We start from the raw sequence: 26,044 nt of genomic DNA, 5'->3' as shown, positions 1-26,044 counted from the left end.
AAAATCTGTGATCTGCCGTTTATTATGACCATTGACTTGTTAAGAGTCGGTTTTTTCTGAAAGCGTCATGCGTCAAACCCTCTGATTCAGACAGACATGATTTCAGTACATACACCAAGGGACTAACGGATCCATTATGCGTCAATCCACCGCATTGGCTGAAAGAATTTCGCGCCTCAGCCATGCGCTAGAGCACGGTCTCTATGAACGACAGCACGCCATTCGTCTGTGTTTGCTGGCAGCGTTAAGCGGGGAAAGTGTCTTTCTACTGGGGCCGCCTGGCATCGCGAAAAGCATGATCGCCCGGCGTATTAAATTCGCGTTTCGTCACGCGAATGCCTTTGAGTACCTGATGACGCGCTTTTCCACGCCAGAAGAGGTCTTCGGCCCCCTTTCCATTCAGGCGCTAAAAGACGAAGGTCGCTATCAGCGCCTGACCGCCGGCTATCTGCCGGAAGCCGAAATCGTATTTCTGGATGAAATCTGGAAAGCCGGCCCCGCGATTTTGAACACTCTGCTGACGGCGATTAACGAACGGCGTTTTCGCAATGGCAACAGCGAAAACACCATCCCAATGCGCCTGCTGGTTGCCGCATCGAATGAATTGCCAGAGGAAGATGGCGGTCTGGAAGCACTCTATGACCGAATGTTGATCCGGCTGTGGCTCGATCGGGTACAGGAAAAACAAAATTTTCGCGCGCTGCTGATCAATAACGCCAGCGAGCACGATAATCCCGTTCCGCCTGCTCTCAGCGTCAGCGATGAAGAGTACCAACAGTGGCAAAAGGAAATAGAGCGCATTACGCTACCCGAAGCCTGCTTCGAGCTGATCTATACCCTGCGCCAACAGTTGGAAACGCAGGAACAGGCACCTTACATTTCCGATCGACGCTGGAAAAAAGCCTTACACCTGCTTCAGGCCTGTGCCTTTTTCTGTGGTCGGGATGCCATTACACCTATTGATATCATTCTGCTGAAAGATTGCCTCTGGCACGACCAGAACACGTTGACACTGATTGAACGCCAGCTTGAATTATTGATGACCGAGCATGCCTACCAGCAAAAAACGCTGCTGTTCCGTCTGCAACAGGTCAATGTCAAACGCCAACAATATCAGAGAGAGCAAAGCGAATTACAGGCTTTTTCTGTGGAAAAGCAGGGACATTTATTCGGTCGCAAATTTCACTACGCCCTCCCTGACGCCATCACCGCAGAAACGCTGGATTTGGCGCTGCAACGCCCGCTGATCCTGCACGATATTGAAATCAGCCATCTGGTCATTGAAAGGAATGCGCTCCAAACCTGGCTGCAAAAAGGCGGGGAAATCCGAGGCAAACTCAACGGCATCGGATTTCCTCAGCCTCTCGATCTGGTGGTGGACGATCGTCAACATCTGGCCGTTCGCGACATTAGCCTGCAATCTTCTATCCTTTCTCTGCCGGAAAAACGCGACTGCACGCTCCCTGCCGAAATTGTCGATGAGTATGACAAGCTGAACATGCAGCTTCGCGAACAGCGGCGCATGTTCAATCAGCATCAGCCCTGTTTGTTCGTCCCCGGCGCATGGCTGGCGAAAATCGAAGACAGCCTGCAATACGTCGCCGAACAAATCCAGCAATCAGAGCGACAGGACTAACGCCGATGATTACGCTGGAATCGCTGGAAATGTTGCTGTCGATAGATGAGAACGAGTTGTTGGACGAGCTTGTCGTCACGCTGCTGGCGACGCCTCAGATTGCGTTCTTCTTTGAAAAGTATCCCAGCCTGAAGTCCGCATTACTCAATGATCTTCCCCACTGGAAAGAAACGTTAAAGCAGCGCCTGCGCACGACGCAGGTCCCGCCAGAACTGGAAAAAGAATTTCACTGCTACCAGCGCACACAATCGATCGACAACCAGACTTTTCAAACCCGTCTGCCTGCGATTATGGCTACGCTGAACACCGTGGAATCGCCGTTTCTGCCGCAGGCCTCACGGCTGATCCCCCCTCCGGAGAGCACCTTAACGCAGACGATCACCCGTGCGCTCCACACGCTCTTTCTTCAGCGCTGGCGGTTAAGTCTGACACTACAAACCGTTTCATTGCATCAGCAGTTGATGGAACAGGAGCGGGAAACCCTGCTGGATGAACTGCAACAGCGTCTGACCCTCAGCGGCAAGCTCGAACCGATTCTGGCCGAAAATGACAATGCGGCCGGACGACTGTGGGATCTCAGCGCCGCACTGCGTATTCAAACCGATCCTCGTCCACTGCTGGATTTCGGCGCTTTCCTGCAACGTCAGCCTGCATTACAAAAACTGGCGGAACGACTGGGACGCAGCCGGGAAACCAAGTCTATCCTCACGCAAGATGCTCCGAAAGAAGCGTTTCGAGTACGCATACAAGAACCCGCCGCGGTGCCCGAGCAGGTCAGCGGCGTGCATCAGAGCGACGACATTTTGCGTTTGATGCCGACCGAATTGGCGACAATGAGCATCCGCGAAATAGAATACGAATTCTATCGCCGTCTGCTGGAACATCGGCTGCTAACCTACCGGTTACAAGGGGAAAACTGGCGTGAAAAAATCACGGAGCGTCCCGTCCTTCACCAACAGAATGAACAACAGCCGCGCGGCCCGTTCATCGTCTGTGTCGATACCTCGGGATCTATGGGCGGCTTTAACGAACGCTGCGCGAAAGCCTTCTGTCTGGCGCTGATGCGTATTGCGCTCGCAGACAATCGCCGTTGCTACATCATGCTGTTCTCCACCGGGGTGGTGAAGTATGAATTAACGTCTGCGGACGGGCTGGATCAGGCAATACGTTTTCTCAGCCAGTCGTTTCGCGGCGGTACCGATATGAGCGCCTGCCTGTCAGCGCTGCTGGATAAGATGGAGGACGCCTTCTGGCATGATGCCGATGCGGTGGTGATTTCAGATTTTATCGCCCAGCGGCTGCCGGATGAAGTCGTAAATAAAGTTAAAAGCAGTCGGGATCGGCGACAGCATCGTTTCCACGCCGTCGCGATGTCCGATCATGGCAAACCCGGCATCATGCATATATTTGACCATATCTGGCACTTTGATACCGGGTTAAAAAGCCGTTTAATGCGCCGATGGCAGCACGGTCAGGCCGATTAAAGCAGACCGGAAACCGACTCGCGCAGCGGTTGCGGCCACACGCCGCACTGAACCTGTCCAATGTGCGACAGTTGCAGTAACAGCATGACCAGACGGGACTGCCCAATCCCCCCGCCGATCGTTTGCGGCATTTCGCCACGCAGCAGCGCCTGATGCCATTCGAGCTTCAGACGCTCTTCGTCCTGCGTCAACGCCAACTGGCGTTTTAACGCATCGGCATCCACGCGGATCCCCATTGATGAAATCTCAAAGGCATCGTTCAGAACCGGGTTCCACACCAGGATATCGCCATTCAGACCAGCCAGTCCCTGCTCGCCCGGCGTTGTCCAGTCATCATAATCCGGCGCGCGCGCATCGTGAGGCTGCCCGCTGGACAGTTTACCGCCGATCCCAATCAGGAAGACCGCGCCCAGCTCTTTGGCAATGGCGCGTTCACGCCCTTTGGCATCCAGCTCAGGGTAACGTTCTAGCAACGTTTCGGTGTGGACAAAGTGGATCTGCGCCGGCAGGAAAGGCTGAATGCCAAACGCCTGATGCACGGCAGCTTCCGTCGCTTTAATGCCCTGATAAATTTTCTCGACTGTGGACTTCAGGTAGTCGGCATGACGCTCGCCGTCGCCCATCACACGCTCCCAATCCCACTGATCGACATAGACGGAGTGGATCGGACTCAAGCGATCTTCGTCCGGGCGCAGGGCTTTCATATGGGTATAAATTCCTTCGCCGCGGCTAAAATCATAGCTGCCCAGCGTCTTACGTTTCCACTTGGCAAGAGAGTGAACCACTTCAAAAGCTGCATCCGGCAGCGCCTTAACCTTTACCTGTACCGCTTTTTCCGTACCGGATAAGTTATCCTGCGTACCATCGCCGATACGACTGAGAATCGGCGCCTGGACTTCAATCAGCCCCAGAAGCTGCTCCAACTGACTGGAGAAAAAAGACTTAACGAAGCTGATTTGCTGTTGTTTTTCGATGTACTGTTTTTTCATTGCCGCATCTCTTGTCAATCGTATTTGTTACTCATTAAGCAATAAAAAGGGTTAGTCATTCAATATTCTTATGGATAAATTGCGGTTGTGCTTTTAATCCGTCATTTTATAACGGTATAAAATGACTATTCGTTAAAACAGGAGGCTCAAAATGGCTGAAATTTATCAGATCGATAATCTCGATCGCGGCATTCTTTCCGCATTAATGGGCAATGCGCGCACCCCTTACGCCGAACTGGCAAAACAATTCTCCGTCAGCCCCGGCACCATCCATGTCAGAGTGGAAAAAATGAAGCAGTCAGGCATCATTGTCGGCACGAGGCTGGACGTGAACCCAAAACAGCTGGGTTATGACGTATGCTGCTTTATCGGCATCATTCTCAAGAGCGCCAAGGATTATCCCTCCGCGCTGGAAAAGCTGAACAATCTGGAAGAAGTCGTCGAGGCCTACTACACCACCGGCCATTACAGCATCTTTATCAAGGTCATGTGCCGTTCGATCGACGCGCTGCAACATGTACTTATCAACAAGATCCAAACCATTGATGAAATTCAGTCCACTGAAACCCTGATCTCCCTGCAAAACCCCATTATGCGGACGATCGTGCCATAATGCTTTTTTCCTATACCCATATTATCCACAGGTAGATCCCAGCCAGATCACAGCGTACAATGTCCCGTCTTTTATCGGATGGGATCGCTATGGCAGACATTACCCTTATCAGCGGCAGTACCCTTGGCAGCGCCGAATATGTCGCAGAACACCTGGCTGAATTGCTGGAAAAAGAGGATTTTTCCACTGAAATTCTGCACGGCCCTGAACTCAGCGAGCTGCCAGAAAGCGGAATATGGCTGGTGGTGACATCCACGCACGGCGCTGGGGAATTTCCCGATAACCTGAAAACTCTGTTTGAACAATTGGCACAGCAGAAAACCGATCTTTCTCAGATTCGTTTTGGCGCGGTGGGGATTGGCAGTAAAGAGTACGACACATTTTGTGGCGCGATCCTGACGGCAGATCGTGTATTAACCCAATCGGGGGCGAGACGGATCGGCGATGTTCTGACGATCGACATTACGGAACATCAAATTCCGGAGGATCCGGCAGAAATCTGGTTGGGATCCTGGATCGATTTACTCAAAAAAGATTAAAAAAACACCGAACAGATGTGGATAACTATAATTATTTCACGTGTAAAACCAGTAGTTATCCCAATAACAACCGCTGTGTGTTTTTTATCCTGTGAATAAATCCTCATTAAGATCCCAGCTTATACTGGCTAGGATCACCGATCATTCACAGGTAAGGATCTTCTCCATTCTCTTGATCTTTAATATGAATAATCACTTATCCACATAACACGACGATCCTAATAAGAGATCTAATAAAGAGATCTTTAAATAAAAAGATCTTTCTTTAATTAACGACGATCCAACGTGCTTGGTCGTTGACGCAAAGTTGAGTAAAATCCCCCACCCCAGGGCAAGTAACGATCGTTAACCACTCATCATTCGCAATAATGCGAGGAGCAGTTCCATGTTTTATCCAGATCCCTTTGACGTCATTGTCATCGGTGGCGGTCATGCCGGAACAGAAGCGGCGATGGCCTCTGCACGAATGGGCCGACAGACGCTTTTACTGACTCACAATATCGATACGCTGGGGCAAATGTCCTGTAACCCGGCTGTCGGGGGTATTGGCAAGGGTCATTTGGTGAAAGAGATCGATGCCATGGGGGGATTGATGGCGCGTGCTGTCGATCAGGCGGGCATCCAGTTTAGGATACTAAACAGCAGTAAAGGCCCGGCGGTCAGAGCCACTCGCGCACAGGCCGATCGCGTACTCTATCGGCAGGCGGTTCGCACCGCGCTGGAAAACCAGCCTAACCTGACGATCTTCCAACAGGCGGTGGACGATCTAATCGTGGAAAACGATCGCGTCGTTGGCGCCGTGACTCAGATGGGACTGAAATTCCGCGCGAAAGCCGTTGTGTTGACGGTAGGAACGTTCCTCGACGGCAAGATCCACATTGGTCTGGATAATTACAGCGGTGGCCGTGCAGGCGATCCGCCGTCCATTCCACTGGCGCGCCGTCTGCGTGAACTGCCGCTACGCGTCAATCGCCTGAAAACGGGAACGCCGCCGCGTATTGACGCCAGAACAATTGATTTTAGCGTGCTCACTCAGCAACACGGCGATAACCCGCTGCCGGTATTCTCATTTCTGGGCAATCCAAGCCAGCATCCGGCGCAAATGCCGTGTTATATCACGCACACGAATGAAAAAACGCATGAGGTGATCCGCAATAACCTCGATCGCAGCCCGATGTACGCTGGGATCATTGAAGGGATCGGTCCCCGCTACTGTCCTTCGATCGAAGACAAGGTGATGCGGTTCGCCGATCGTAACGCGCATCAGATCTTCCTCGAACCCGAGGGGCTGACCAGCAACGAGATTTACCCTAACGGGATCTCAACCAGTTTGCCGTTTGACGTCCAATGGCAAATTGTGCGTTCCATGACCGGGATGGAAAATGCGCGCATTGTTCGTCCCGGTTATGCCATTGAGTACGATTTCTTCGATCCCCGCGATCTGAAACCCACGCTGGAAAATAAATTCGTTCACGGTTTGTTCTTTGCCGGACAGATCAACGGCACGACCGGTTATGAAGAAGCTGCGGCGCAAGGCATGCTGGCAGGGTTGAATGCGGCGCGTTTGGCTGCCGATCAGGAAGGCTGGTCGCCGCGCCGCGATCAGGCCTATCTGGGCGTACTGGTTGACGATCTCTGTACGTTGGGAACCAAAGAGCCCTATCGTATGTTCACGTCACGCGCCGAATATCGGCTGATGCTGCGCGAAGATAACGCCGATCTGCGTTTAACCGAAATTGGTCGTAAACTGGGGATGGTTGATGACTATCGCTGGGCGCGTTTCAATGAAAAACTTGAAAATATCGAGAAAGAACGCCAGCGTCTGCGCGATATTCAGGTACATCCTCACGCCGAGCAGGTGGAACAAGTTAATTCGCTGTTGAAAACACCGCTGTCTCGTGAAGCCAACGGCGAAGAGCTGCTGCGTCGCCCGGAAGTGGACTACGTTAAGCTTACCGCTTTACCGCTGTTTGCTCCGGCATTGGCTGATGAACAGGCGGCGGAACAGGTTGAAATTCAAGTCAAATATGAAGGATATATCGCCCGCCAACAGGATGAGATCGAGAAACAGTTGCGCAATGAGAATACGCTGCTGCCTGCCGATCTGGATTACAAACAGGTTAGCGGGTTGTCCAATGAGGTTATTGCCAAGCTAAACGATCACAAACCGGTATCAATAGGTCAGGCTTCGCGGATTTCCGGTATCACGCCAGCGGCGATCTCCATTTTGTTGGTTTGGCTGAAAAAACAGGGGTTGCTGCGTCGCAGCGCCTGATTTGAGATAGACTTATCCTCTAAATAGCCGGTTATCCGGCTATTTTTATGACTATTCTGACACTTTCATCGGGATTTTATTGTGCGTAACACACTCGATAGTCTGCTGAACACATCTGGCATTGTGATCTCAGACAAACAAAAAAACCTTCTGATACAATATGTTGATATGCTGAATAAGTGGAATAAAGCGTACAACCTGACGTCGGTACGCGATCCGCAGCAAATGCTTATCCGTCATATTATGGACAGTATCGTCGTTGAGCCGTATTTAGACGGACGACGTTTTATCGATGTGGGAACCGGTCCCGGGCTGCCGGGGATCCCGTTGGCGATTGTTCGCCCTGATTCGCATTTTACCTTGTTGGATAGTCTGGGTAAGCGTGTCCGTTTTCTGCGTCAGGTGCAGCATGAACTTCAGCTTGAAAATATCACCCCGGTGCAACGCCGCGTTGAGGAATTTCCGGCTGAGCCGCCTTTTGATGGGGTCATTAGCCGCGCATTTGCGTCTTTGCAGGACATGATCAACTGGTGCCGTCACCTTCCAGCCCGACCCGCGGGACGTTTTTATGCCCTGAAAGGCGTTATTCCTGAAGAGGAATTGTCAGACTTGCCACAAGGGGTTGTGCTGGATCGGGTGGTTCGTCTCTCCGTTCCTGAACTGGAGGGAGAACGTCATTTGGTCGTGCTTAAACCAAACTAATTTTGCTCTTTATCAAAAAAACGATAGCTAAAGATAGCTAAATATTGTGCATCAGTCTGTTATCCCGTTTACCGGCCGGGGAATATCTGAGTACATTGTTTTCACTGAAATTTTACACCTTTGTTTTTCTGTCTCGCGCTTTTTGCTTTCGTGCTGAATAATAACGTTCGAAAATAAATAATTGGCATCAAAAGCGGGTTGTTTTTGTGTTAATTGAGTAAAAAAATGATATCAATAATGTCAATAGTTGGTTTAAACGGTGTTTATCAAGTATTCCAAAACGATGGTTTTATAACACATTGAAATTAAATAAAATAAATAGCTTCTTTTGCTAAAGACAAAAAAAAACGCTTTCGGTTATAAAACTTTGTAAGCGCTTTTATGTGAGAGGTATCACATATTGTGGACCTTTAGAAATTAATGATACCAGGCATGCGCTGAGAGATAGTTAGTAAAAATCGGGCTTCAGGAAGAAATTTAAATAATTGTTCACCTTTTCGCTACTTATCGATTGAATTCGTAGGGATGACCCGTATAATTTGCTCGTTTTTTGCTGCTTGACTCTGTGGTGTAAAGGCAGTTTTATACGTCAGCGGCATACCTCTGAAAAGGTACGGAGAGAGCAAACGTCATGTCTGTATCCCTTTACAGCGGAAAAGTGGCTTTAAAACTGCTGTTGCTACAGTTAATGACTTTTGTTCTGTTGAGCGCGGTTTTCAGCCTCAATAGCATCCATGCTGCCGTTTCTGCACTCGGTGGTGGGTTGTCGGCCTGGTTGCCGAACATCTTGTTTGTGCTGTTTGCCTTGTTGCATCAGTCGCACAAACCCGTGGATGGAAAGGTGGCTTGGTCATTCGCGATTGGCGAGGCGCTTAAAGTCTTTGTCACCATTGCGCTGCTGGTGGTGTCGTTAGGGGTGTTCAACGCGGCATTTTTTCCGCTTGGCCTGACTTATTTATCGGTGCTGGTTATGCAGATCGTGGCGCCGACAGTTATTAATCGTTACCGTAATTAACAACAAAAGGGTAAGAGACATCATGGCTGCTGGAGAAATCTCTACTCCGCAAGAGTATATCGGTCACCACTTGCATCATTTGCAGGTGGGGACGGGTTTTTGGTCGATTAACGTCGATTCGATGTTTTTCTCCATCGCTCTTGGGATCCTCTTTCTGGTTATCTTTCACCGCGTCGCTAAACATGCGACCAGTGGCGTTCCAGGCAAGCTGCAAACGGCTGTCGAACTGATTATCGGTTTCGTTGATGGCACCGTACGCGATATGTTCCACGGCAAAAGCAAACTGATTGCGCCTTTGGCGCTGACCATTTTCGTCTGGGTTTTCCTGATGAACCTGATGGATTTGCTGCCTATCGATCTGTTGCCGCAAGCCTGGGCTGGAATCTACAGCCTGTTGGGATACGATCCGGCGCATGCTTATCTGCGTGCTGTACCGACAGCTGACGTCAATATTACGTTATCGATGGCGCTTGGGGTGTTTATTCTTGTGCTGTTCTACAGCATCAAAATGAAAGGCGTCGGTGGTTTCGTTAAAGAACTGACCATGCAGCCGTTCAACCATCCCGTGTTTATTCCAATCAACCTGATTCTTGAAGGTGTCAGCCTGCTGTCCAAGCCTATTTCCTTAGGGTTGCGACTGTTTGGCAATATGTATGCGGGTGAGTTGATCTTCATCCTGATTGCCGGTCTGTTGCCGTGGTGGTCACAATGGTTGTTAAATGTGCCTTGGGCTATTTTCCACATTTTGATTATTACGCTTCAGGCTTTTATTTTCATGGTTCTGACCGTTGTTTATCTCTCGATGGCATCTGAAGAGCATTGATTTTCTTTCAACACAATAACGTTTTTAACTGAAACAAACTGGAGACTGTCATGGAAAACCTGAGTGTGGATCTGCTGTACATGGCTGCCGCGTTAATGATGGGTTTGGCGGCAATCGGTGCTGCGATCGGTATCGGCATTCTGGGTGGTAAATTCTTGGAAGGTGCTGCACGCCAGCCTGACCTGATTCCTCTGCTGCGTACACAGTTCTTTATCGTCATGGGCCTGGTTGACGCCATCCCGATGATCGCTGTTGGTCTGGGGCTGTATGTGATGTTTGCGGTAGCCTAAGCAGAAGGTTTTCTGCTGAGGTTAAAACATCAACTTATTAACTTTGAAAGAGGCATTGTGCTGTGAATATTAACGCAACAATCCTCGGCCAGGCCATTGCGTTCGTCCTGTTTGTCTGGTTCTGCATGAAGTATGTATGGCCGCCGATTATGGCAGCCATCGAGAAGCGTCAGAAAGAAATTGCTGACGGTCTGGCTTCTGCCGAACGTGCCAAAAAAGATTTGAACTTGGCTCAGGCCAATGCGACAGATCAACTGAAAAAAGCCAAAGCGGAAGCTCAGGTCATTATCGAGCAAGCGAACAAGCGTCGCGCTCAGATTTTGGATGAGGCGAAAGTTGAAGCGGAAGCTGAACGTAACAAAATTGTCGCGCAGGCGCAGGCTGAAATCGAAGCCGAACGTAAGCGCGCTCGTGAAGAGTTGCGTAAGCAAGTTGCCGTGTTGGCGATTGCCGGTGCTGAGAAAATTATTGAACGTTCCGTGGATGAAGCTGCTAACAGCGACATCGTTGATAAACTGGTCGCTGAACTGTAAGGAGGGAGGGGCTGATGTCTGAATTTGTCACGGTAGCTCGCCCCTACGCCAAAGCAGCTTTTGACTTTGCGGTTGAGAATCAGGCTTTGGAACGCTGGCAGAATATGCTGGCGTTTACGGCTGAAGTGGCGCGCAACGAGCAGATTGCCGAGTTGCTTTCTGGTGCGGTCGCACCGATTGAGCTGGCGAAAACGTTTATTGCCGTTTGTGGTGATCAACTTGATGAAGCCGGTCAGAACCTGATTAAGGTGATGGCCGAAAACGGACGTTTACCGGTGCTTCCTGAAGTACTGGAACAATTTATTCAACTGCGGGCGGCTCTGGAATCGACGGTTGACGTCGAGGTGATTTCTGCCAACACGTTGAATGAGCAGCAGCTGTCGAAGATTTCTGCTGCTATGGAACAACGTCTGTCACGCAAAGTGAAGCTGAATTGCAAAATTGATAAGTCTGTCATGGCCGGTGTGGTTATTCGCGCGGGCGATATGGTGATAGATGGCAGCATTCGCGGTCGTCTGGAACGTCTGGCAGACGTCTTGCAGTCTTAAGGGGACTGGAGCATGCAACTGAATTCCACCGAAATCAGCGAACTGATCAAGCAGCGCATTGCTCAGTTCAATGTGGTGAGCGAAGCTCACAATGAAGGTACTATTGTTTCCGTCAGCGACGGAATCATCCGTGTTCACGGTCTGGCCGACGTGATGCAGGGAGAGATGATCTCTCTGCCGGGCAACCGTTATGCGATTGCACTGAACCTGGAGCGCGACTCCGTTGGTGCGGTGGTAATGGGGCCGTATGCGGATCTGGCCGAAGGCATGAAAGTAAAATGCACTGGCCGTATTCTTGAAGTTCCGGTTGGCCGTGGCCTGCTGGGGCGTGTGGTGAACACGCTGGGCGTGCCGATTGATGGTAAAGGCCCTCTGGATCATGATGGCTTCTCTGCGGTTGAAGCGATTGCGCCTGGCGTTATCGAACGTCAGTCCGTCGACGAACCTGTACAGACGGGTTATAAGTCCGTTGACGCCATGATCCCAATCGGGCGTGGTCAGCGTGAATTGATTATCGGCGACCGTCAGACGGGTAAAACCGCGCTGGCTATCGATGCCATCATCAACCAGCGTGACTCCGGTATCAAATGTGTGTACGTCGCTATCGGCCAGAAGGCTTCCACGATCTCTAACGTGGTGCGTAAACTGGAAGAGCATGGCGCACTGGAAAATACCATTGTCGTCGTGGCTACCGCGTCTGAGTCTGCCGCGCTGCAATATCTGGCGCCGTATGCCGGTTGCGCGATGGGCGAGTACTTCCGTGACCGCGGTGAAGATGCGCTGATTATTTATGATGACCTGTCTAAACAGGCCGTTGCTTATCGTCAGATTTCTCTGCTGCTCCGTCGTCCGCCAGGCCGTGAAGCTTATCCTGGTGACGTTTTCTATCTCCACTCCCGTTTGCTGGAGCGTGCATCGCGCGTTAACGCCGATTACGTTGAAGCATTCACCAAGGGTGAAGTGAAGGGGAAAACCGGTTCGTTGACCGCGCTGCCGATCATCGAAACGCAAGCGGGTGACGTTTCTGCGTTCGTTCCGACCAACGTAATTTCGATTACCGATGGTCAGATCTTCCTGGAATCCAACCTGTTTAACGCCGGTATTCGTCCTGCGGTTAACCCGGGGATCTCCGTATCCCGTGTGGGTGGCGCTGCACAGACCAAGATCATGAAGAAACTGTCCGGTGGTATTCGTACCGCGCTGGCGCAGTACCGTGAGCTGGCTGCTTTCTCTCAGTTTGCCTCCGATCTTGATGATGCGACACGCAAGCAGTTGAGTCACGGTCAGAAAGTGACCGAGCTGTTGAAGCAGAAACAGTATGCGCCGATGTCTGTCGCACAACAGTCTCTGGTTCTGTTTGCGGCTGAACGTGGTTATCTGGAAGACGTTGAACTGTCGAAAGTCGGCAGCTTTGAAGCGGCTCTGCTGGCTTATGCCGACCGTGAGCATGGCGAACTTCTGCAACAAATCGACCAAACTGGCGCTTATAACGATGAGATCGAGGGCAAATTTAAAGGCATCCTCGATACTTTTAAGGCAACCCAGTCCTGGTAACGCCCGGTGGCCTGCTATAAAGCAGGCCGCAAGGCATTGAGGAGAGGCAAAGATGGCCGGCGCAAAAGAGATACGTAGTAAGATCGCAAGCGTCCAAAATACGCAGAAGATCACCAAAGCAATGGAAATGGTCGCCGCTTCCAAAATGCGTAAATCGCAGGAGCGTATGGCGGCAAGCCGTCCTTATGCGGAAACGATACGCAATGTGATTGGTCACCTTGCGTTAGGTAATCTGGAATATAAGCACCCATACCTGGAAGAGCGTGACGTTAAGCGCGTCGGGTATTTGGTCGTGTCTACTGACCGTGGTCTGTGCGGTGGTTTGAACATTAACCTGTTCAAGAAACTGCTGGCTGATATGAAATCCTGGAGCGATAAAGGCGTTGAAATTGATTTAGCGCTGGTGGGTTCCAAAGCGGTCTCTTTCTTTGGTTCAGTAGGCGGGAACATTGTTGCTCAGGTCACCGGTATGGGGGATAACCCTTCCGTATCAGAGTTGATCGGCCCGGTTAAAGTTATGCTGCAAGCCTATGACGAAGGTCGTCTGGACAAGCTGTATATCGTAAGCAACAAATTTATTAATACCATGTCTCAGGAACCGCTTATTGTTCAAATTTTACCGTTACCGCCTTCGGATGACGGTGAGTTGAAGAAGAAAGCCTGGGATTACCTGTATGAGCCCGATCCCAAGTCGCTGCTGGATACCTTGCTGCGCCGTTATGTGGAATCTCAGGTTTATCAGGGCGTCGTAGAAAATCTGGCTAGCGAACAGGCTGCACGAATGGTTGCGATGAAAGCCGCGACCGATAACGGCGGTAGTCTGATCAAAGAGCTTCAGTTGGTTTATAACAAAGCTCGTCAGGCCAGTATTACCCAGGAACTCACCGAAATCGTCGGGGGAGCCTCCGCGGTTTAAGCAGGTTTACGAATTACGTATTGTTGAATTACGTAGAGGATTCAAGATGGCTACTGGAAAGATTATCCAGGTAATCGGCGCCGTGGTGGACGTCGAATTCCCCCAAGATGCCGTACCGAAAGTGTACGATGCGCTTGAGGTAGAGAACGGTTCTGCCAAACTGGTGCTTGAAGTGCAGCAGCAGTTGGGCGGCGGCGTTGTTCGTTGTATCTCAATGGGTTCCTCCGATGGCCTGCGTCGCGGGTTGACGGTCGAGAATCTGGAACACCCGATCGAAGTGCCGGTTGGTAAAGCAACGCTGGGTCGTATCATGAACGTACTGGGTGAACCGGTTGACATGAAGGGCGACATCGGCGAAGAAGAACGTTGGGCTATCCACCGTTCAGCACCTAGCTATGAAGAATTGTCAAACTCACAGGAACTGCTGGAAACCGGCATCAAGGTTATCGACCTGATGTGTCCGTTCGCCAAAGGCGGTAAAGTGGGTCTGTTCGGTGGCGCGGGTGTAGGTAAAACCGTCAACATGATGGAGCTGATCCGTAACATCGCGATCGAGCACTCAGGTTATTCTGTGTTTGCCGGTGTGGGTGAACGTACTCGTGAAGGGAACGACTTCTACCACGAAATGACCGACTCCAACGTTATCGATAAAGTATCACTGGTGTATGGCCAGATGAACGAGCCGCCGGGTAACCGTCTGCGCGTTGCATTGACCGGTCTGACCATGGCGGAAAAATTCCGTGATGAAGGCCGTGACGTACTGCTGTTTGTCGATAACATCTACCGTTATACCCTGGCCGGTACCGAAGTTTCCGCACTGCTGGGTCGTATGCCTTCTGCGGTAGGTTATCAGCCGACGCTGGCGGAAGAGATGGGCGTTCTGCAAGAACGTATCACTTCCACCAAAACCGGCTCAATCACGTCCGTTCAGGCCGTTTACGTTCCTGCGGATGACTTGACTGACCCGTCGCCTGCCACCACCTTTGCGCACCTGGATGCAACCGTGGTTCTGAGCCGTCAGATCGCGTCGTTGGGGATCTACCCGGCGGTTGACCCGCTGGATTCCACCAGCCGTCAGCTGGATCCGCTGGTTGTTGGTCAGGAACACTATGATGTTGCCCGTGGCGTGCAGTCTATTCTGCAACGCTATCAGGAACTGAAAGACATTATTGCGATTCTGGGTATGGACGAGCTGTCTGAAGAAGATAAGCTGGTGGTATCCCGTGCGCGTAAGATTCAGCGTTTCCTGTCCCAGCCGTTCTTCGTCGCGGAAGTCTTTACTGGCTCGCCGGGCAAATACGTCTCTCTGAAAGACACCATTCGTGGCTTTAAAGGGATTATGGACGGCGAATACGACCACCTGCCAGAGCAGGCGTTCTATATGGTTGGTTCCATTGAAGAAGCCGTGGAAAAAGCCAAGAAACTGTAACGCCTTGTAGGAGGGTGACATGGCTATGACTTACCATCTGGATGTCGTGAGTGCGGAACAGCAAATGTTCTCCGGTCTGGTGCAGAAGATCCAGGTAACGGGGAGCGAAGGCGAACTGGGGATTTATCCGGGACATGCCCCTCTGCTCACTGCCATTAAACCTGGTATGGTTCGTATCGTTAAGCAGCACGGTGAGGAAGAGTATATTTATCTTTCTGGCGGCATCCTTGAGGTGCAGCCGAACATGGTTACCGTGCTGTCTGATACGGCTATCCGCGGGCAGGATCTGGATGAAGCGCGCGCGTTGGAAGCAAAACGCAAAGCCGAAGAACATATCCGCAATTCGCATGGCGATGTGGATTATGCACAGGCTTCTGCTGAGCTGACTAAAGCGATTGCGAAACTGCGCGTTATCGAGCTGACCAGAAAAGCGATGTAACAGATAAGCTTGCAATAATTGAAGGCCAGTCGGTTCACACTGACTGGCCTTTTTGCATTTAAGGTGATTCCTCTTTCCTGCCTGCCTTCACAGATTCACCTCTTAGTTACATTTTTATGCAGACTAAGAGATGGTTTTGTCCTGCGTGGCGCAAGCTTTCGCAGCGTCCATGCTGCTCATCCTAAGCCTGCTATCTCCTCAGCATAATTTTTTGCGCCGGATAATGACAAAATCTGTGATGCTCTCTGCTCAAACTTATTTTTTCTTCAGGAAGTCACCGGGTACCAGATTGCCTTTGGCGTCACGTGTAAACGTCTCTGGGACGGTAACCGAAACAAAGTTATTTACTGTGATTTCCTTACCTTGCGCGTTAACAGAGCGGTCGCCTTTGATGAAGTAGTTGGTGTTATCGATATTGCCGACCACTGCATCATCATATTTACCGGTCTTGGTTTTCAGCGAGATGTTGTTCTTAAAGATGCCTTGTTTTTCCGGGCCAGAGTAAGGGCTTGGGCGGAAAATGAAGTTAAAACGCTCGTTATCTAACGCGATGTTGTTTTCAACGATCAGTGCGCCAGGGTTGAAGTTGTCAGTGAAACCATCAAGTTTATTCCCCACCGCAATACTGTGTTTGACCTGATGCGCGACTGGCTGCCCCTCTCCCCCCATTTTGAAACCGTTGCTGGTGTTGTTCATAGCGATAGAATGCTCGATCACCACAACGCCGTTTGCGCCATCTTCAATTTTGTTAAACAGGTCGAAGCCGTCATCGATGTTGTTGTGTGAGAAGGCGCCACGAATCACGTTGCCTTCACCCACGCGCATTTTCACCGCGAAGCCGTCGGCATTAATTTTGCCTGGATCCTGGTTGCTGTGAGATTCTGAATTCAGAATCAGGTTATGGCTGGCCCAAAGTGGTCTACCTACATCGGCTTTCGAGGTAACCTGAATACCGGTGTCATCACAATGGTGTGCCAGAACGCGTTCGATAGTGTTGTGGCTCCCTTCGATACGGAAAGGTTTCTCTGTGATTTCAATCCCTTTCACATGCCAATGGTTTGCATTCAGTTGCAGACCATGAATGACGGCTTTATTACCGACGGCAAACAGGTTCTTGACGGCTTTTGGCTGACCGCTGGCGCTGACGGGGATTTCGGTCGCAGTGTAATCACCATCGTTAAGCCAGATTGTACCGCCAGCGGGCAAAGCGGCGATGGCGCTGGTCAGATCGAGCGGCGCATTTTTACTGCCGTCGTTGCTGGCTGAACCTTGCGGCGAGACATACAGATTTTTCGCGTCGGCATAAGCCAATCTCTCTACTTTAAACGTACTCTCTTTTGCTGCTTTATCATCCCCTTCTACGGGTTGATAAGTGAGAGTGAATTCAGCACCGTTACCGGTCATTTTGGCTGGCTGAGAGAACGTTTCTCCCGCTTTGATCGGTTTGGCCTCGCCCAGAGACGTCCCGTTTTGTGCAACCAAGATCGTGCCGTCATAGTTGGCTCTGGCCTGCACGATATAATGTTCGCTGGTGGTTTTGGGGGATGACATCACCTGTAACAAGGGCTTATAGGCTTTAGCTTTAAATTCGGGTGACGATTTTGTCTGCGCCGGGGTCGTGGTTAACCGGGCATTGCTGACCGTTATTTTGGCATTACGTGAGGCAAAGAAACCGACGTAATAGTGGTCTTTATCCAGCTTGGTAACGACGTCCGCGCCTTTGACTTCTTTCGATACCCAGTTATCCGTGCCTTTCGGTGCATAAGAGGTAATGAAGCCGTCGTTGGTGCGCTCCAGTTTCAGGCGGAACGTCGGCGTTTGCTCCAGATTCACATTTTCCTGATAGCTGGTTTTGGTCATCTTCGCGCCCGCGTTACCCCACGGCTGTGTCACGCCATTGCGCAAAATGGCCTGTAGTTTAATTTCGGTATGAGATTTTTTATCCTGCGTCATGATGGCGTTCATCACCATATTGGAGGCCGCGGGGAATTCCTCATAACCTATTTTCAGGGGGACTTGACGCGGTGCGCCGAGAATATCGCGTACCAGAATTCCCGCCCCTTCCTGCGCGGCGGGTTTGGCGCCATTTTCGGGGCCAAACTGTTCCACGGTAATATCAGACAGAAGCGTAAAATTCACATTGGCCGGTAACCGCTTATAGAAGAACGTTAACCCGTCATGGGTGTTGGCAATCTTCCCGCCACGGCTCTCAATCGTGATAGGCGCGGAGAGATCGGCGTTATCGCCCGGTGATAATTTCTTACCGTTAATGGTGACGTCGTTAATACCTATTTTTTCTGGCAGGACATTGGATGAGAAGTTGACATCTGTTGACTGACCAAAGGTGATGCCGTGCCAGACCGTTGAAACGGCGGTCGTGGCGTGTGTGCTGAAGCTAAAGAGTAATGCATTCGTCAAAGCGACGACGGCAAGGTGTGAAGAACAACGTTTCATTGTATCTCCTTCGTTATTAAATTATTCGCTCGCGTATATTGCTATAAATGAAACGCTGTTTCTTTTGTGTACGTCACAAATGGGTTGGTTTAAAAATAAGGTCTGTTTTATATGAAATGGCATGTCATTTATTTTTCGATGGATGGCGCCCATTTTATTTCCTGATGAGAATTCTCGTTTTTTTGCGCCATTTTCGGAAAAAACTCACCAAAAAGTATCTGCGTTATGCACCAGTTTCGGTAAACTCAGAGGATTCGCGCCGTAACAGGCTGGCTGTTTTTATTCTTGCGGGGCTGCGACCCCGGAATTGTCAGGATGCTTATGTCAAATAGTGCTATGAGCGTGGTGATCCTTGCCGCCGGTAAAGGAACCCGAATGTATTCCGATCTTCCAAAGGTGCTGCACAGACTGGCAGGTAAACCGATGGTTCAGCACGTCATTGACGCCGCAATGACGACAGGCGCACAGCATGTCCACCTGGTGTATGGTCACGGCGGCGAGTTATTAAAGCGGGAATTAACCGATCCGGCATTGAACTGGGTATTGCAGGCGGAGCAGTTGGGAACCGGTCATGCGATGCAGCAAGCTGCGCCTTACTTTGCTGATGATGAAGATATTTTGATGTTGTATGGTGATGTGCCGCTGATTTCGCCGCAAACGCTGGAACGTCTGCGTCAGGCTAAGCCACAGGGTGGTATCGGTCTGTTGACGGTGAAACTGGACGATCCGACGGGATACGGACGTATTGTGCGTAAAAATGACGCGGTCGTGGGGATCGTCGAGCACAAAGATGCCAGTGAAACGCAACGACTGATTAACGAAATCAATACCGGCATTTTGATTGCCGGCGGCAAAGATTTGAAACGCTGGTTAAGCCGATTGAATAACAACAATGCTCAGGGCGAGTTTTATATCACCGATATTATTGCAATGGCGGCGGAAGACGGTCAGCGGGTTGAAACTGTCCACCCCGATCGGCTGAGCGAAGTTGAGGGCGTTAATAATCGTCTGCAACTGTCGACATTGGAGCGGATTTACCAGCGTGAACAGGCGGATAAGTTGTTGTTGGCTGGCGTCATGCTACTCGACCCGGCGCGATTTGATCTGCGTGGTGAATTGACCCACGGTCGTGATGTGGTGATTGATGTCAATGTGGTTATGGAAGGTCAGGTACGGCTTGGCAATCGGGTAAAAATCGGTGCCGGATGTGTCATTAAAAACAGCAGCATCGGTGATGATTGTGAGGTAAGTCCTTACTCTGTATTGGAAAATGCGACGCTGGACTCGCAGTGCACCGTCGGGCCGTTTGCTCGCTTGCGCCCCGGTACTGAGCTGGCCGAAGGCGCGCACGTCGGTAATTTTGTCGAGCTGAAAAAAGCGCGTCTGGGAAAAGGTTCGAAAGCGGGCCACCTCAGCTATTTGGGGGATGCGGATGTCGGTTCCAATGTTAATATTGGTGCGGGGACGATCACCTGTAACTATGATGGCGCGAATAAACACAAAACGGTGATTGGTGATGACGTATTTGTCGGTTCGGATACGCAATTGGTCGCGCCCGTTAGCGTCGCCCACGGCGCGACCATCGGCGCGGGAACGACGGTTACCCGTGATGTGGCAGAGAATGAGCTGGTGATTAGTCGCGTAAAACAGCGCCATATTTCCGGTTGGCTACGGCCAGTGAAGAAGAAGTGATACCCGATGCCTCCGCACGCCGCGGAGGCGATTTTGTTTTGTACGCTGGCTGGTGCAGGGTACAAAACAAAACATAATAATCCCCAACTCTCTACAAGGCTCGGGGAATCCGGAAAACCGGAACAATCAGATCTAAGACATCCCAGGTGACACAATATGTCACTTTTATAGGAATACCATCGATGTGTGGAATTGTAGGCGCAGTCGCGCAACGTGATATTGCAGAAATTTTGTTGGAAGGTTTACGCCGTCTTGAATACCGTGGTTATGACTCTGCGGGGCTGGCGGTGGTTGACGGCGAAGGGCATGTCGCCCGTTTACGCCGTCTGGGGAAAGTGCAAGTGTTGGCTCAGGCCGCCGATGAGAGTGAACTGCACGGCGGTACCGGTATCGCCCATACCCGCTGGGCAACGCACGGCGAGCCTTCCGAAGAGAACGCCCACCCGCATGTTTCTGAACATATTATTATCGTTCATAACGGCATTATCGAAAACCATGAGCCGCTGCGCGAACTGATGATCGGTCGCGGTTATCGTTTTGTTTCTGAAACGGATACGGAAGTGGTTGCCCATCTGGTGCATTTTGAGCAACAGCAGAATGGGGGATCTCTGGTTGACGTGGTTAAGCGCGTGATCCCACAGCTGCGCGGCGCGTATGGTATGGTCGTACTGGACAGCCGCGATCCCAGCGTGCTGGTCGCTGCTCGCTCGGGTAGCCCGCTGGTGATTGGCCGCGGTGTTGGCGAGAACTTCATTGCTTCCGATCAGCTGGCGCTGCTGCCTGTCACTCGTCGCTTTATGTTCCTGGAAGAGGGCGATGTAGCGGAAATTACCCGCCGAGATGTGCGCGTGTTTGATAAATCCGGCCAGCTTGCGACACGCGAAGAAATCGAATCAAAAGTGAATTACGATGCCGGTGACAAAGGCGCTTACCGCCATTACATGCAGAAAGAGATCTATGAACAGCCGATGGCGATCAAGAATACCCTTGAAGGGCGTTTCAGCTACGGTGAGATCAATCTTTCTGAATTAGGCCCGAAAGCGGATGAACTGCTGGCGAAGGTTGAGCACGTTCAGATTATCGCCTGCGGGACGTCATACAACTCCGGTATGGTTTCTCGCTACTGGTTTGAAGCGCTGGCTGGTATTCCGTGCGACGTGGAAATCGCTTCCGAGTTTCGCTATCGCAAACCGGCTTTGCGTAAGAACAGCCTGATGATTACCCTGTCTCAGTCGGGCGAAACCGCTGATACGCTGGCGGCTCTGCGGTTGTCCAAAGAGCTGGGGTATCTGGGGTCACTGGCTATCTGTAACGTCGCGGGTTCTTCGCTGGTGCGCGAATCCGATCTGGCGTTAATGACCAAAGCCGGCGTGGAAATTGGCGTGGCATCGACCAAGGCTTTCACCACCCAGCTTACCGTTCTGCTGATGCTGGTGGCACGTATTGGCCGACTGCGCGGTATGGATGCACAAATTGAGCATGATATCGTTCATGGTTTACAGGCGCTGCCGGCGCGTATTGAGCAAATGCTGTCTCAGGACAAACTCATCGAATCGCTGGCGGAAGGTTTCTCTGATAAACATCATACATTGTTCCTTGGCCGTGGCGATCAGTATCCGATCGCGATGGAAGGGGCGCTGAAGCTGAAAGAGATCTCTTACATTCATGCAGAGGCCTATGCGGCTGGCGAGCTGAAGCACGGCCCGCTGGCGCTGATCGATGCTGATATGCCGGTTGTCGTGGTGGCGCCGAACAACGAGCTGTTGGAAAAACTGAAATCCAACATCGAAGAGGTTCGGGCGCGCGGTGGGGAACTGTATGTCTTCGCCGATGAAGATGCCGGTTTCACCAGTAGCGAAAATATGACGGTTATCTCGCTGCCGCATATTGAAGAGGTGATTGCGCCAATCTTCTACACGGTGCCGTTGCAGCTGCTGTCTTATCACATCGCGTTGATTAAAGGCACCGATGTCGATCAGCCGCGTAATCTGGCGAAGTCCGTTACGGTAGAGTAATGTTTTGAAAATGAAGGTAAATAGCCAGCGTGTTATTTACCTTCAGCCCGTTTTTCATTTCCGTCCCTTTTTTTTCGCTATTTCATTGTCATAAAAATGTCATATTTCGTACATTTTACTGTCACTGAATTGTCCTATTTTTCCTCCTGCAAACTACACTCTGATTTGATAGCTCTGATTGATAACGACTCAATATCGACACATCGAGTATCCCACAGGAGGGATTATGAAACTGATGCGTACCACTCTTGCCAGTGTTGTTGCGGCAACCTTTTCTTTGACGGCGTTTTCTGCTTTTGCTGCCACCAACCTCACTGGTGCGGGTGCGACATTTCCTGCGCCGGTTTACGCTAAATGGGCTGACTCTTATCAAAAAGAAACCGGCAATAAAGTTAACTATCAAGGGATCGGTTCTTCAGGCGGTGTGAAACAAATTATCGCGAAAACCGTGGATTTCGGTGCGTCTGATGCGCCGCTGAGCGATGATAAATTAGCGCAGGATGGGTTGTTCCAGTTCCCTACGGTGATTGGTGGCGTGGTGCTGGCCGTCAATATTCCGGGTATCAAATCGGGTGATTTAACGCTGGATGGTAAAACGCTGGGCGATATCTACCTGGGTAAAATCAAAAAATGGAATGACCCAGCGATTACCAAACTGAACCCCAATGCGAAGCTGCCGGATCAGGATATCGCCGTTGTTCGCCGTGCTGATGGCTCAGGCACATCCTTCGTGTTCACTAGCTATCTGGCGAAAGTGAACCCTGAGTGGAAAGAGAAGATCGGCGCAGGATCTACCGTTAACTGGCCGACCGGTCTGGGCGGTAAAGGTAACGATGGGATCGCCGCATTCGTTCAGCGTCTGCCTGGTTCAATCGGTTACGTAGAGTATGCGTATGCCAAGCAGAATAATCTGGCCTACACCAAAATGATTTCTGCCGACGGTAAGGTTGTGAGCCCGACTGGCGAGAGCTTTAGTAACGCGGCTAAAGAGATCGACTGGAGCAAGTCTTTTGCTCAGGATTTAACGAATCAGAAAGGCGCTGATGCATGGCCAATCACATCAACGACATTTATTCTGGTTCACACTAAGCAGGATAAACCCGTACAAGGCGCTGAAGTACTGAAGTTCTTTGACTGGGCGTTCCAGAAAGGCGGCGAGCAGGCGACCGCGCTGGATTATGCGACGCTCCCGAACGAAGTGGTTGAGCAAATCCGTACTGCCTGGAAAACGCAGGTAAAAGACAGCAGTGGTAAGGCGTTGTATTAATTGTATTGATAGCCAGTGTCTGGTCATCATGCCAGGTTCTGGCAGCGTTACTGAATAACAAGTTGTATTGGGGCGGAGGGGAATAATGACCTCTCTGCCTTTCATATGTCGTTAAAACGAGAAGAGAGACGTATGGCTGAATACAAGCCAACTATCAAAGCCCCGGGGAAGTATGGCGATATCCTCTTCAGCGCGCTGGTAAAACTGGCGGCGCTGGTCACGTTACTGCTGCTGGGCGGTATTATTCTTTCCCTGATTGTGGCGTCCTGGCCCAGCATCGAAAAGTTCGGTTTTTCCTTCTTGTGGACGAAAGAGTGGGATGCGCCCGCTGAACAATTTGGTGCTCTGGTGCCGATTTACGGCACGATAGTCACCTCGCTGATTGCTCTGATTATTGCGATTCCGATTAGCTTCGGGATTGCGCTATTTCTGACGGAACTGGCGCCAGCCTGGCTGAAGCGCCCGCTTGGCGTAGCGATTGAACTGCTGGCTGCCATACCGAGTATTGTTTACGGCATGTGGGGCCTGTTCATTTTCGCCCCGCTGTTTGCCGAATACTTTCAGCAGCCGGTGGGCAACGTCCTGTCCGGCATTCCTATTGTTGGCGAGTTGTTCTCCGGTCCGGCGTTCGGGATTGGGATTCTGGCCGCCGGCGTCATTCTGGCCATTATGATCATTCCGTATATTGCGGCGGTGATGCGTGATGTGTTTGAGCAAACGCCGGTCATGATGAAAGAGTCCGCCTACGGTATCGGCTGTACAACGTGGGAAGTGATTTGGCGCATTGTGCTGCCTTATACCAAGAACGGCGTCATCGGGGGGATTATGCTGGGATTGGGACGCGCGCTGGGGGAAACCATGGCGGTGACCTTTATCATCGGTAATACCTACCAGCTCGACAGCGCGTCATTGTATATGCCCGGTAACAGTATTACTTCTGCGTTGGCGAATGAGTTTGCTGAAGCGGAGTCCGGCCTGCATACGGCGGCACTGATGGAGCTGGGGCTGATTTTGTTTGTGATTACCTTTATTGTTCTGGCGTGTTCAAAGCTGATGATTATGCGCCTGTCAAAAAATGAGGGGGCGCGCTAATGGCGACATTAGGCATAGAACAAGAAGCCGCACTGACACGTATGCGGCGTAAAATGCAGGCCTGGCGACGTAAGAAAAACCGCATTGCGCTGTTTTTATCCATGTCCACGATGGTGTTCGGCCTGTTCTGGCTGATCTGGATCCTGTTCTCGACGGTCACCAAGGGTGTGGATGGCATGTCGCTGGCCTTGTTTACTGAAATGACGCCGCCGCCGAACACGGCTGGCGGGGGGCTGGCTAACGCCATTGTCGGGAGCGGATTACTGATCCTGTGGGCAACGCTGCTGGGAACGCCGTTAGGCATCATGGCGGGTATCTATCTGGCGGAATATGGTCGCAAATCCTGGATCGCCGAAGTGATTCGTTTCATCAACGATATCCTGCTGTCAGCGCCGTCGATTGTGGTCGGTCTGTTTGTTTACACGCTGGTCGTGGCAAAGATGCAGCACTTTTCCGGTTGGGCGGGGGTGATTGCGCTGGCGCTGTTGCAAGTGCCGATTGTGATCCGCACCACCGAAAATATGCTCAAACTGGTGCCGGATAGCCTGCGAGAGGCGGCTTATGCGTTGGGGACGCCGAAGTGGAAAATGATCTCCGCGATCACGCTGAAGGCCTCGGTATCGGGCATTATCACCGGCGTGTTGCTGGCTATCGCGCGTATTGCCGGGGAAACGGCGCCGCTGCTGTTTACGTCGCTGTCGAATCAGTTCTGGAGCACGGATCTGATGCATCCGATTGCCAACCTGCCTGTCACCATATTCAAGTTTGCCATGAGCCCATTTGTGGAATGGCAACAGTTGGCCTGGGCGGGGGTGTTGCTGATTACGCTGTGCGTTCTGCTGCTGAACATTCTGGCTCGCGTTATTTTCTCCGCGAAGAAGCATTAATTTGCGGATAAACACCAAATAAATTCAAAGCGTTGCCAGCCAACGCCCGGTTAAAGAGAGAAGTCTTGATGAGTATGGCTACTGAGACATCCACCAGCAAAATCCAGGTACGCGATCTGAATTTCTATTACGGAAAATTCCATGCGTTGAAAAACATCACGCTGGATATTGCCGCTAATCAGGTTACCGCGTTTATCGGCCCGTCCGGCTGTGGTAAATCCACGCTGCTGCGTACGCTGAATAAAATGTATCAACTCTATCCTGAACAGCGCGCCGAGGGCGATATTCTGCTGGATGGGAATAATATTCTGACGGATAAGCAGGACATCGCGTTGCTGCGCGCCAAAGTTGGTATGGTTTTCCAAAAGCCGACGCCGTTCCCGATGTCGATTTACGATAACATCGCGTTTGGCGTTCGCCTGTTTGAGAAGCTGTCTCGCGCCGATATGGATGAACGCGTTCAGTGGGCGTTGACCAAAGCGGCGTTGTGGCAGGAAACCAAAGACAAGCTGCACCAGAGCGGCTATAGCTTGTCTGGTGGTCAGCAGCAGCGTTTATGTATCGCGCGGGGGATTGCGATTCGTCCTGACGTTTTGCTGCTGGATGAGCCTTGTTCCGCGCTCGATCCCATTTCCACGGGACGTATTGAAGAGCTGATCTCCGAGCTGAAAAAAGATTACACCGTGGTTATTGTGACGCACAACATGCAGCAGGCGGCACGTTGCTCAGACCATACGGCGTTTATGTACCTGGGCGAGCTGATTGAGTTCAGCGACACCGACACCCTGTTTACTGCCCCACGGCAAAAACAGACTGAAGATTACATCACCGGCCGTTACGGTTGATTAGGGT

General features: G+C 51.2%; 23 protein-coding genes. 21 read left to right on the top strand and 2 right to left on the bottom strand.

Annotated elements, in window-relative coordinates; genetic code table 11:
• Window positions 1–136 precede the first annotated feature (136 nt).
• A complete protein-coding gene (gene ravA, locus EDC54_RS13395; RefSeq protein ID WP_132457178.1) occupies window positions 137–1,636 on the top strand; it encodes an ATPase RavA in 1,500 nt (499 codons plus the stop codon).
• Between the two features lie 5 nt (window positions 1,637–1,641).
• On the top strand, window positions 1,642–3,120 hold the full coding sequence (gene viaA, locus EDC54_RS13390) for an ATPase RavA stimulator ViaA (protein ID WP_132457175.1): 1,479 nt from the start codon (window positions 1,642–1,644) through the stop codon (window positions 3,118–3,120).
• On the opposite strand, the gene asnA is transcribed toward viaA, so the two are convergent.
• The gene (gene asnA / locus EDC54_RS13385) at window positions 3,117–4,109 is read right to left on the bottom strand and encodes an aspartate--ammonia ligase (RefSeq protein ID WP_132457172.1); all 993 of its coding nucleotides are present in this window, start codon (window positions 4,107–4,109) and stop codon (window positions 3,117–3,119) included. The two genes, viaA and asnA, sit on opposite strands and share 4 nt — an antisense overlap.
• A gap of 151 nt (window positions 4,110–4,260) precedes the next feature.
• Here asnA and asnC point away from each other — a divergent pair, with 151 nt between their 5' ends.
• The 13 genes from asnC to EDC54_RS13320 all read left to right on the top strand — a co-directional run bounded on the left by asnC (window position 4,261) and on the right by EDC54_RS13320 (window position 15,785).
• Window positions 4,261–4,722, top strand: coding sequence for a transcriptional regulator AsnC (gene asnC / locus EDC54_RS13380; RefSeq protein WP_132457169.1), 462 nt, complete (start codon window positions 4,261–4,263; stop codon window positions 4,720–4,722).
• Window positions 4,723–4,811: 89 nt separating this feature from the next.
• Complete coding sequence (mioC, locus tag EDC54_RS13375) at window positions 4,812–5,261, top strand: FMN-binding protein MioC (protein WP_132457166.1); 450 nt, start codon at window positions 4,812–4,814, stop codon at window positions 5,259–5,261.
• 385 nt (window positions 5,262–5,646) lie between these two features.
• Window positions 5,647–7,536 (top strand): tRNA uridine-5-carboxymethylaminomethyl(34) synthesis enzyme MnmG, encoded by a 1,890-nt coding sequence (mnmG, locus tag EDC54_RS13370; RefSeq protein WP_132457163.1) that lies wholly within the window; start codon window positions 5,647–5,649, stop codon window positions 7,534–7,536.
• A gap of 81 nt (window positions 7,537–7,617) precedes the next feature.
• The gene (gene rsmG, locus EDC54_RS13365; RefSeq protein ID WP_132457160.1) at window positions 7,618–8,238 is read left to right on the top strand and encodes a 16S rRNA (guanine(527)-N(7))-methyltransferase RsmG; all 621 of its coding nucleotides are present in this window, start codon (window positions 7,618–7,620) and stop codon (window positions 8,236–8,238) included.
• Between the two features lie 631 nt (window positions 8,239–8,869).
• On the top strand, window positions 8,870–9,253 hold the full coding sequence (gene atpI / locus EDC54_RS13360; RefSeq protein ID WP_132457157.1) for a F0F1 ATP synthase subunit I: 384 nt from the start codon (window positions 8,870–8,872) through the stop codon (window positions 9,251–9,253).
• Between the two features lie 22 nt (window positions 9,254–9,275).
• Window positions 9,276–10,076, top strand: a complete 801-nt coding sequence (gene atpB / locus EDC54_RS13355; protein WP_132457154.1) for a F0F1 ATP synthase subunit A — start codon at window positions 9,276–9,278, stop codon at window positions 10,074–10,076.
• A 50-nt stretch (window positions 10,077–10,126) separates the two neighbouring features.
• Window positions 10,127–10,366, top strand: a complete 240-nt coding sequence (gene atpE / locus EDC54_RS13350) for a F0F1 ATP synthase subunit C (protein ID WP_005976545.1) — start codon at window positions 10,127–10,129, stop codon at window positions 10,364–10,366.
• Window positions 10,367–10,428: 62 nt separating this feature from the next.
• Window positions 10,429–10,899 carry a F0F1 ATP synthase subunit B gene (gene atpF / locus EDC54_RS13345; protein ID WP_132457151.1) on the top strand — a complete coding sequence of 157 codons (471 nt, stop codon included), beginning with the start codon at window positions 10,429–10,431 and terminating at the stop codon, window positions 10,897–10,899.
• Between the two features lie 14 nt (window positions 10,900–10,913).
• Window positions 10,914–11,447, top strand: coding sequence for a F0F1 ATP synthase subunit delta (gene atpH / locus EDC54_RS13340; protein ID WP_132457148.1), 534 nt, complete (start codon window positions 10,914–10,916; stop codon window positions 11,445–11,447).
• Between the two features lie 12 nt (window positions 11,448–11,459).
• On the top strand, window positions 11,460–13,001 hold the full coding sequence (gene atpA, locus EDC54_RS13335) for a F0F1 ATP synthase subunit alpha (protein WP_132457145.1): 1,542 nt from the start codon (window positions 11,460–11,462) through the stop codon (window positions 12,999–13,001).
• A gap of 52 nt (window positions 13,002–13,053) precedes the next feature.
• Window positions 13,054–13,917 carry a F0F1 ATP synthase subunit gamma gene (gene atpG, locus EDC54_RS13330; RefSeq protein WP_132457142.1) on the top strand — a complete coding sequence of 288 codons (864 nt, stop codon included), beginning with the start codon at window positions 13,054–13,056 and terminating at the stop codon, window positions 13,915–13,917.
• 46 nt (window positions 13,918–13,963) lie between these two features.
• Window positions 13,964–15,346 (top strand): F0F1 ATP synthase subunit beta, encoded by a 1,383-nt coding sequence (gene atpD / locus EDC54_RS13325; protein ID WP_132457139.1) that lies wholly within the window; start codon window positions 13,964–13,966, stop codon window positions 15,344–15,346.
• A 19-nt stretch (window positions 15,347–15,365) separates the two neighbouring features.
• Window positions 15,366–15,785: a F0F1 ATP synthase subunit epsilon gene (locus EDC54_RS13320; protein ID WP_132457136.1), complete on the top strand. Its 420-nt coding sequence runs from the start codon at window positions 15,366–15,368 to the stop codon at window positions 15,783–15,785.
• 255 nt (window positions 15,786–16,040) lie between these two features.
• On the opposite strand, the gene pelX is transcribed toward EDC54_RS13320, so the two are convergent.
• Window positions 16,041–18,239 (bottom strand): pectate disaccharide-lyase PelX, encoded by a 2,199-nt coding sequence (gene pelX, locus EDC54_RS13315; protein ID WP_132457133.1) that lies wholly within the window; start codon window positions 18,237–18,239, stop codon window positions 16,041–16,043.
• A 321-nt stretch (window positions 18,240–18,560) separates the two neighbouring features.
• Between pelX and glmU the strand changes: the two genes are divergently transcribed.
• From glmU to pstB, 6 genes are all read left to right on the top strand, one after another.
• On the top strand, window positions 18,561–19,931 hold the full coding sequence (gene glmU, locus EDC54_RS13310; protein WP_132457130.1) for a bifunctional UDP-N-acetylglucosamine diphosphorylase/glucosamine-1-phosphate N-acetyltransferase GlmU: 1,371 nt from the start codon (window positions 18,561–18,563) through the stop codon (window positions 19,929–19,931).
• Between the two features lie 182 nt (window positions 19,932–20,113).
• Entirely contained in the window at window positions 20,114–21,946 is a 1,833-nt protein-coding gene (gene glmS / locus EDC54_RS13305) for a glutamine--fructose-6-phosphate transaminase (isomerizing) (protein WP_132457127.1), read from the top strand.
• A gap of 226 nt (window positions 21,947–22,172) precedes the next feature.
• Window positions 22,173–23,213, top strand: a complete 1,041-nt coding sequence (pstS, locus tag EDC54_RS13300; protein ID WP_132457124.1) for a phosphate ABC transporter substrate-binding protein PstS — start codon at window positions 22,173–22,175, stop codon at window positions 23,211–23,213.
• Between the two features lie 132 nt (window positions 23,214–23,345).
• A complete protein-coding gene (pstC, locus tag EDC54_RS13295; RefSeq protein ID WP_132457121.1) occupies window positions 23,346–24,305 on the top strand; it encodes a phosphate ABC transporter permease PstC in 960 nt (319 codons plus the stop codon).
• On the top strand, window positions 24,305–25,192 hold the full coding sequence (pstA, locus tag EDC54_RS13290; RefSeq protein WP_132457118.1) for a phosphate ABC transporter permease PstA: 888 nt from the start codon (window positions 24,305–24,307) through the stop codon (window positions 25,190–25,192). Before pstC ends, pstA begins: the two co-directional genes overlap by 1 nt.
• Before the next feature lie 68 nt (window positions 25,193–25,260).
• Window positions 25,261–26,037 carry a phosphate ABC transporter ATP-binding protein PstB gene (gene pstB, locus EDC54_RS13285; RefSeq protein WP_039346412.1) on the top strand — a complete coding sequence of 259 codons (777 nt, stop codon included), beginning with the start codon at window positions 25,261–25,263 and terminating at the stop codon, window positions 26,035–26,037.
• Window positions 26,038–26,044 lie beyond the last annotated feature (7 nt).

Origin of the sequence: Samsonia erythrinae, from assembly GCF_004342665.1 — a bacterium.
Lineage (GTDB): Bacteria > Pseudomonadota > Gammaproteobacteria > Enterobacterales > Enterobacteriaceae > Samsonia > Samsonia erythrinae.
The sequence above is the reverse complement of the archived record's forward strand: the minus strand, read 5'-3'. Positions and strand labels throughout refer to the sequence as shown.

Bases quoted from the DNA above. Each gene is read 5' to 3' on its own strand.
- ravA (WP_132457178.1), top strand. From the start codon at position 137: ATGCGTCAATCCACCGCATTGGCTGAAAGAATTTCGCGCCTCAGCCAT.
- viaA (WP_132457175.1), top strand. From the start codon at position 1,642: ATGATTACGCTGGAATCGCTGGAAATGTTGCTGTCGATAGATGAGAAC.
- asnA (WP_132457172.1), bottom strand. From the start codon at position 4,109: ATGAAAAAACAGTACATCGAAAAACAACAGCAAATCAGCTTCGTTAAG.
- asnC (WP_132457169.1), top strand. From the start codon at position 4,261: ATGGCTGAAATTTATCAGATCGATAATCTCGATCGCGGCATTCTTTCC.
- mioC (WP_132457166.1), top strand. From the start codon at position 4,812: ATGGCAGACATTACCCTTATCAGCGGCAGTACCCTTGGCAGCGCCGAA.
- mnmG (WP_132457163.1), top strand. From the start codon at position 5,647: ATGTTTTATCCAGATCCCTTTGACGTCATTGTCATCGGTGGCGGTCAT.
- atpI (WP_132457157.1), top strand. From the start codon at position 8,870: ATGTCTGTATCCCTTTACAGCGGAAAAGTGGCTTTAAAACTGCTGTTG.
- atpB (WP_132457154.1), top strand. From the start codon at position 9,276: ATGGCTGCTGGAGAAATCTCTACTCCGCAAGAGTATATCGGTCACCAC.
- atpE (WP_005976545.1), top strand. From the start codon at position 10,127: ATGGAAAACCTGAGTGTGGATCTGCTGTACATGGCTGCCGCGTTAATG.
- atpH (WP_132457148.1), top strand. From the start codon at position 10,914: ATGTCTGAATTTGTCACGGTAGCTCGCCCCTACGCCAAAGCAGCTTTT.
- atpA (WP_132457145.1), top strand. From the start codon at position 11,460: ATGCAACTGAATTCCACCGAAATCAGCGAACTGATCAAGCAGCGCATT.
- atpG (WP_132457142.1), top strand. From the start codon at position 13,054: ATGGCCGGCGCAAAAGAGATACGTAGTAAGATCGCAAGCGTCCAAAAT.
- atpD (WP_132457139.1), top strand. From the start codon at position 13,964: ATGGCTACTGGAAAGATTATCCAGGTAATCGGCGCCGTGGTGGACGTC.
- EDC54_RS13320 (WP_132457136.1), top strand. From the start codon at position 15,366: ATGGCTATGACTTACCATCTGGATGTCGTGAGTGCGGAACAGCAAATG.
- pelX (WP_132457133.1), bottom strand. From the start codon at position 18,239: ATGAAACGTTGTTCTTCACACCTTGCCGTCGTCGCTTTGACGAATGCA.
- glmU (WP_132457130.1), top strand. From the start codon at position 18,561: ATGTCAAATAGTGCTATGAGCGTGGTGATCCTTGCCGCCGGTAAAGGA.
- glmS (WP_132457127.1), top strand. From the start codon at position 20,114: ATGTGTGGAATTGTAGGCGCAGTCGCGCAACGTGATATTGCAGAAATT.
- pstS (WP_132457124.1), top strand. From the start codon at position 22,173: ATGAAACTGATGCGTACCACTCTTGCCAGTGTTGTTGCGGCAACCTTT.
- pstC (WP_132457121.1), top strand. From the start codon at position 23,346: ATGGCTGAATACAAGCCAACTATCAAAGCCCCGGGGAAGTATGGCGAT.
- pstA (WP_132457118.1), top strand. From the start codon at position 24,305: ATGGCGACATTAGGCATAGAACAAGAAGCCGCACTGACACGTATGCGG.
- pstB (WP_039346412.1), top strand. From the start codon at position 25,261: ATGAGTATGGCTACTGAGACATCCACCAGCAAAATCCAGGTACGCGAT.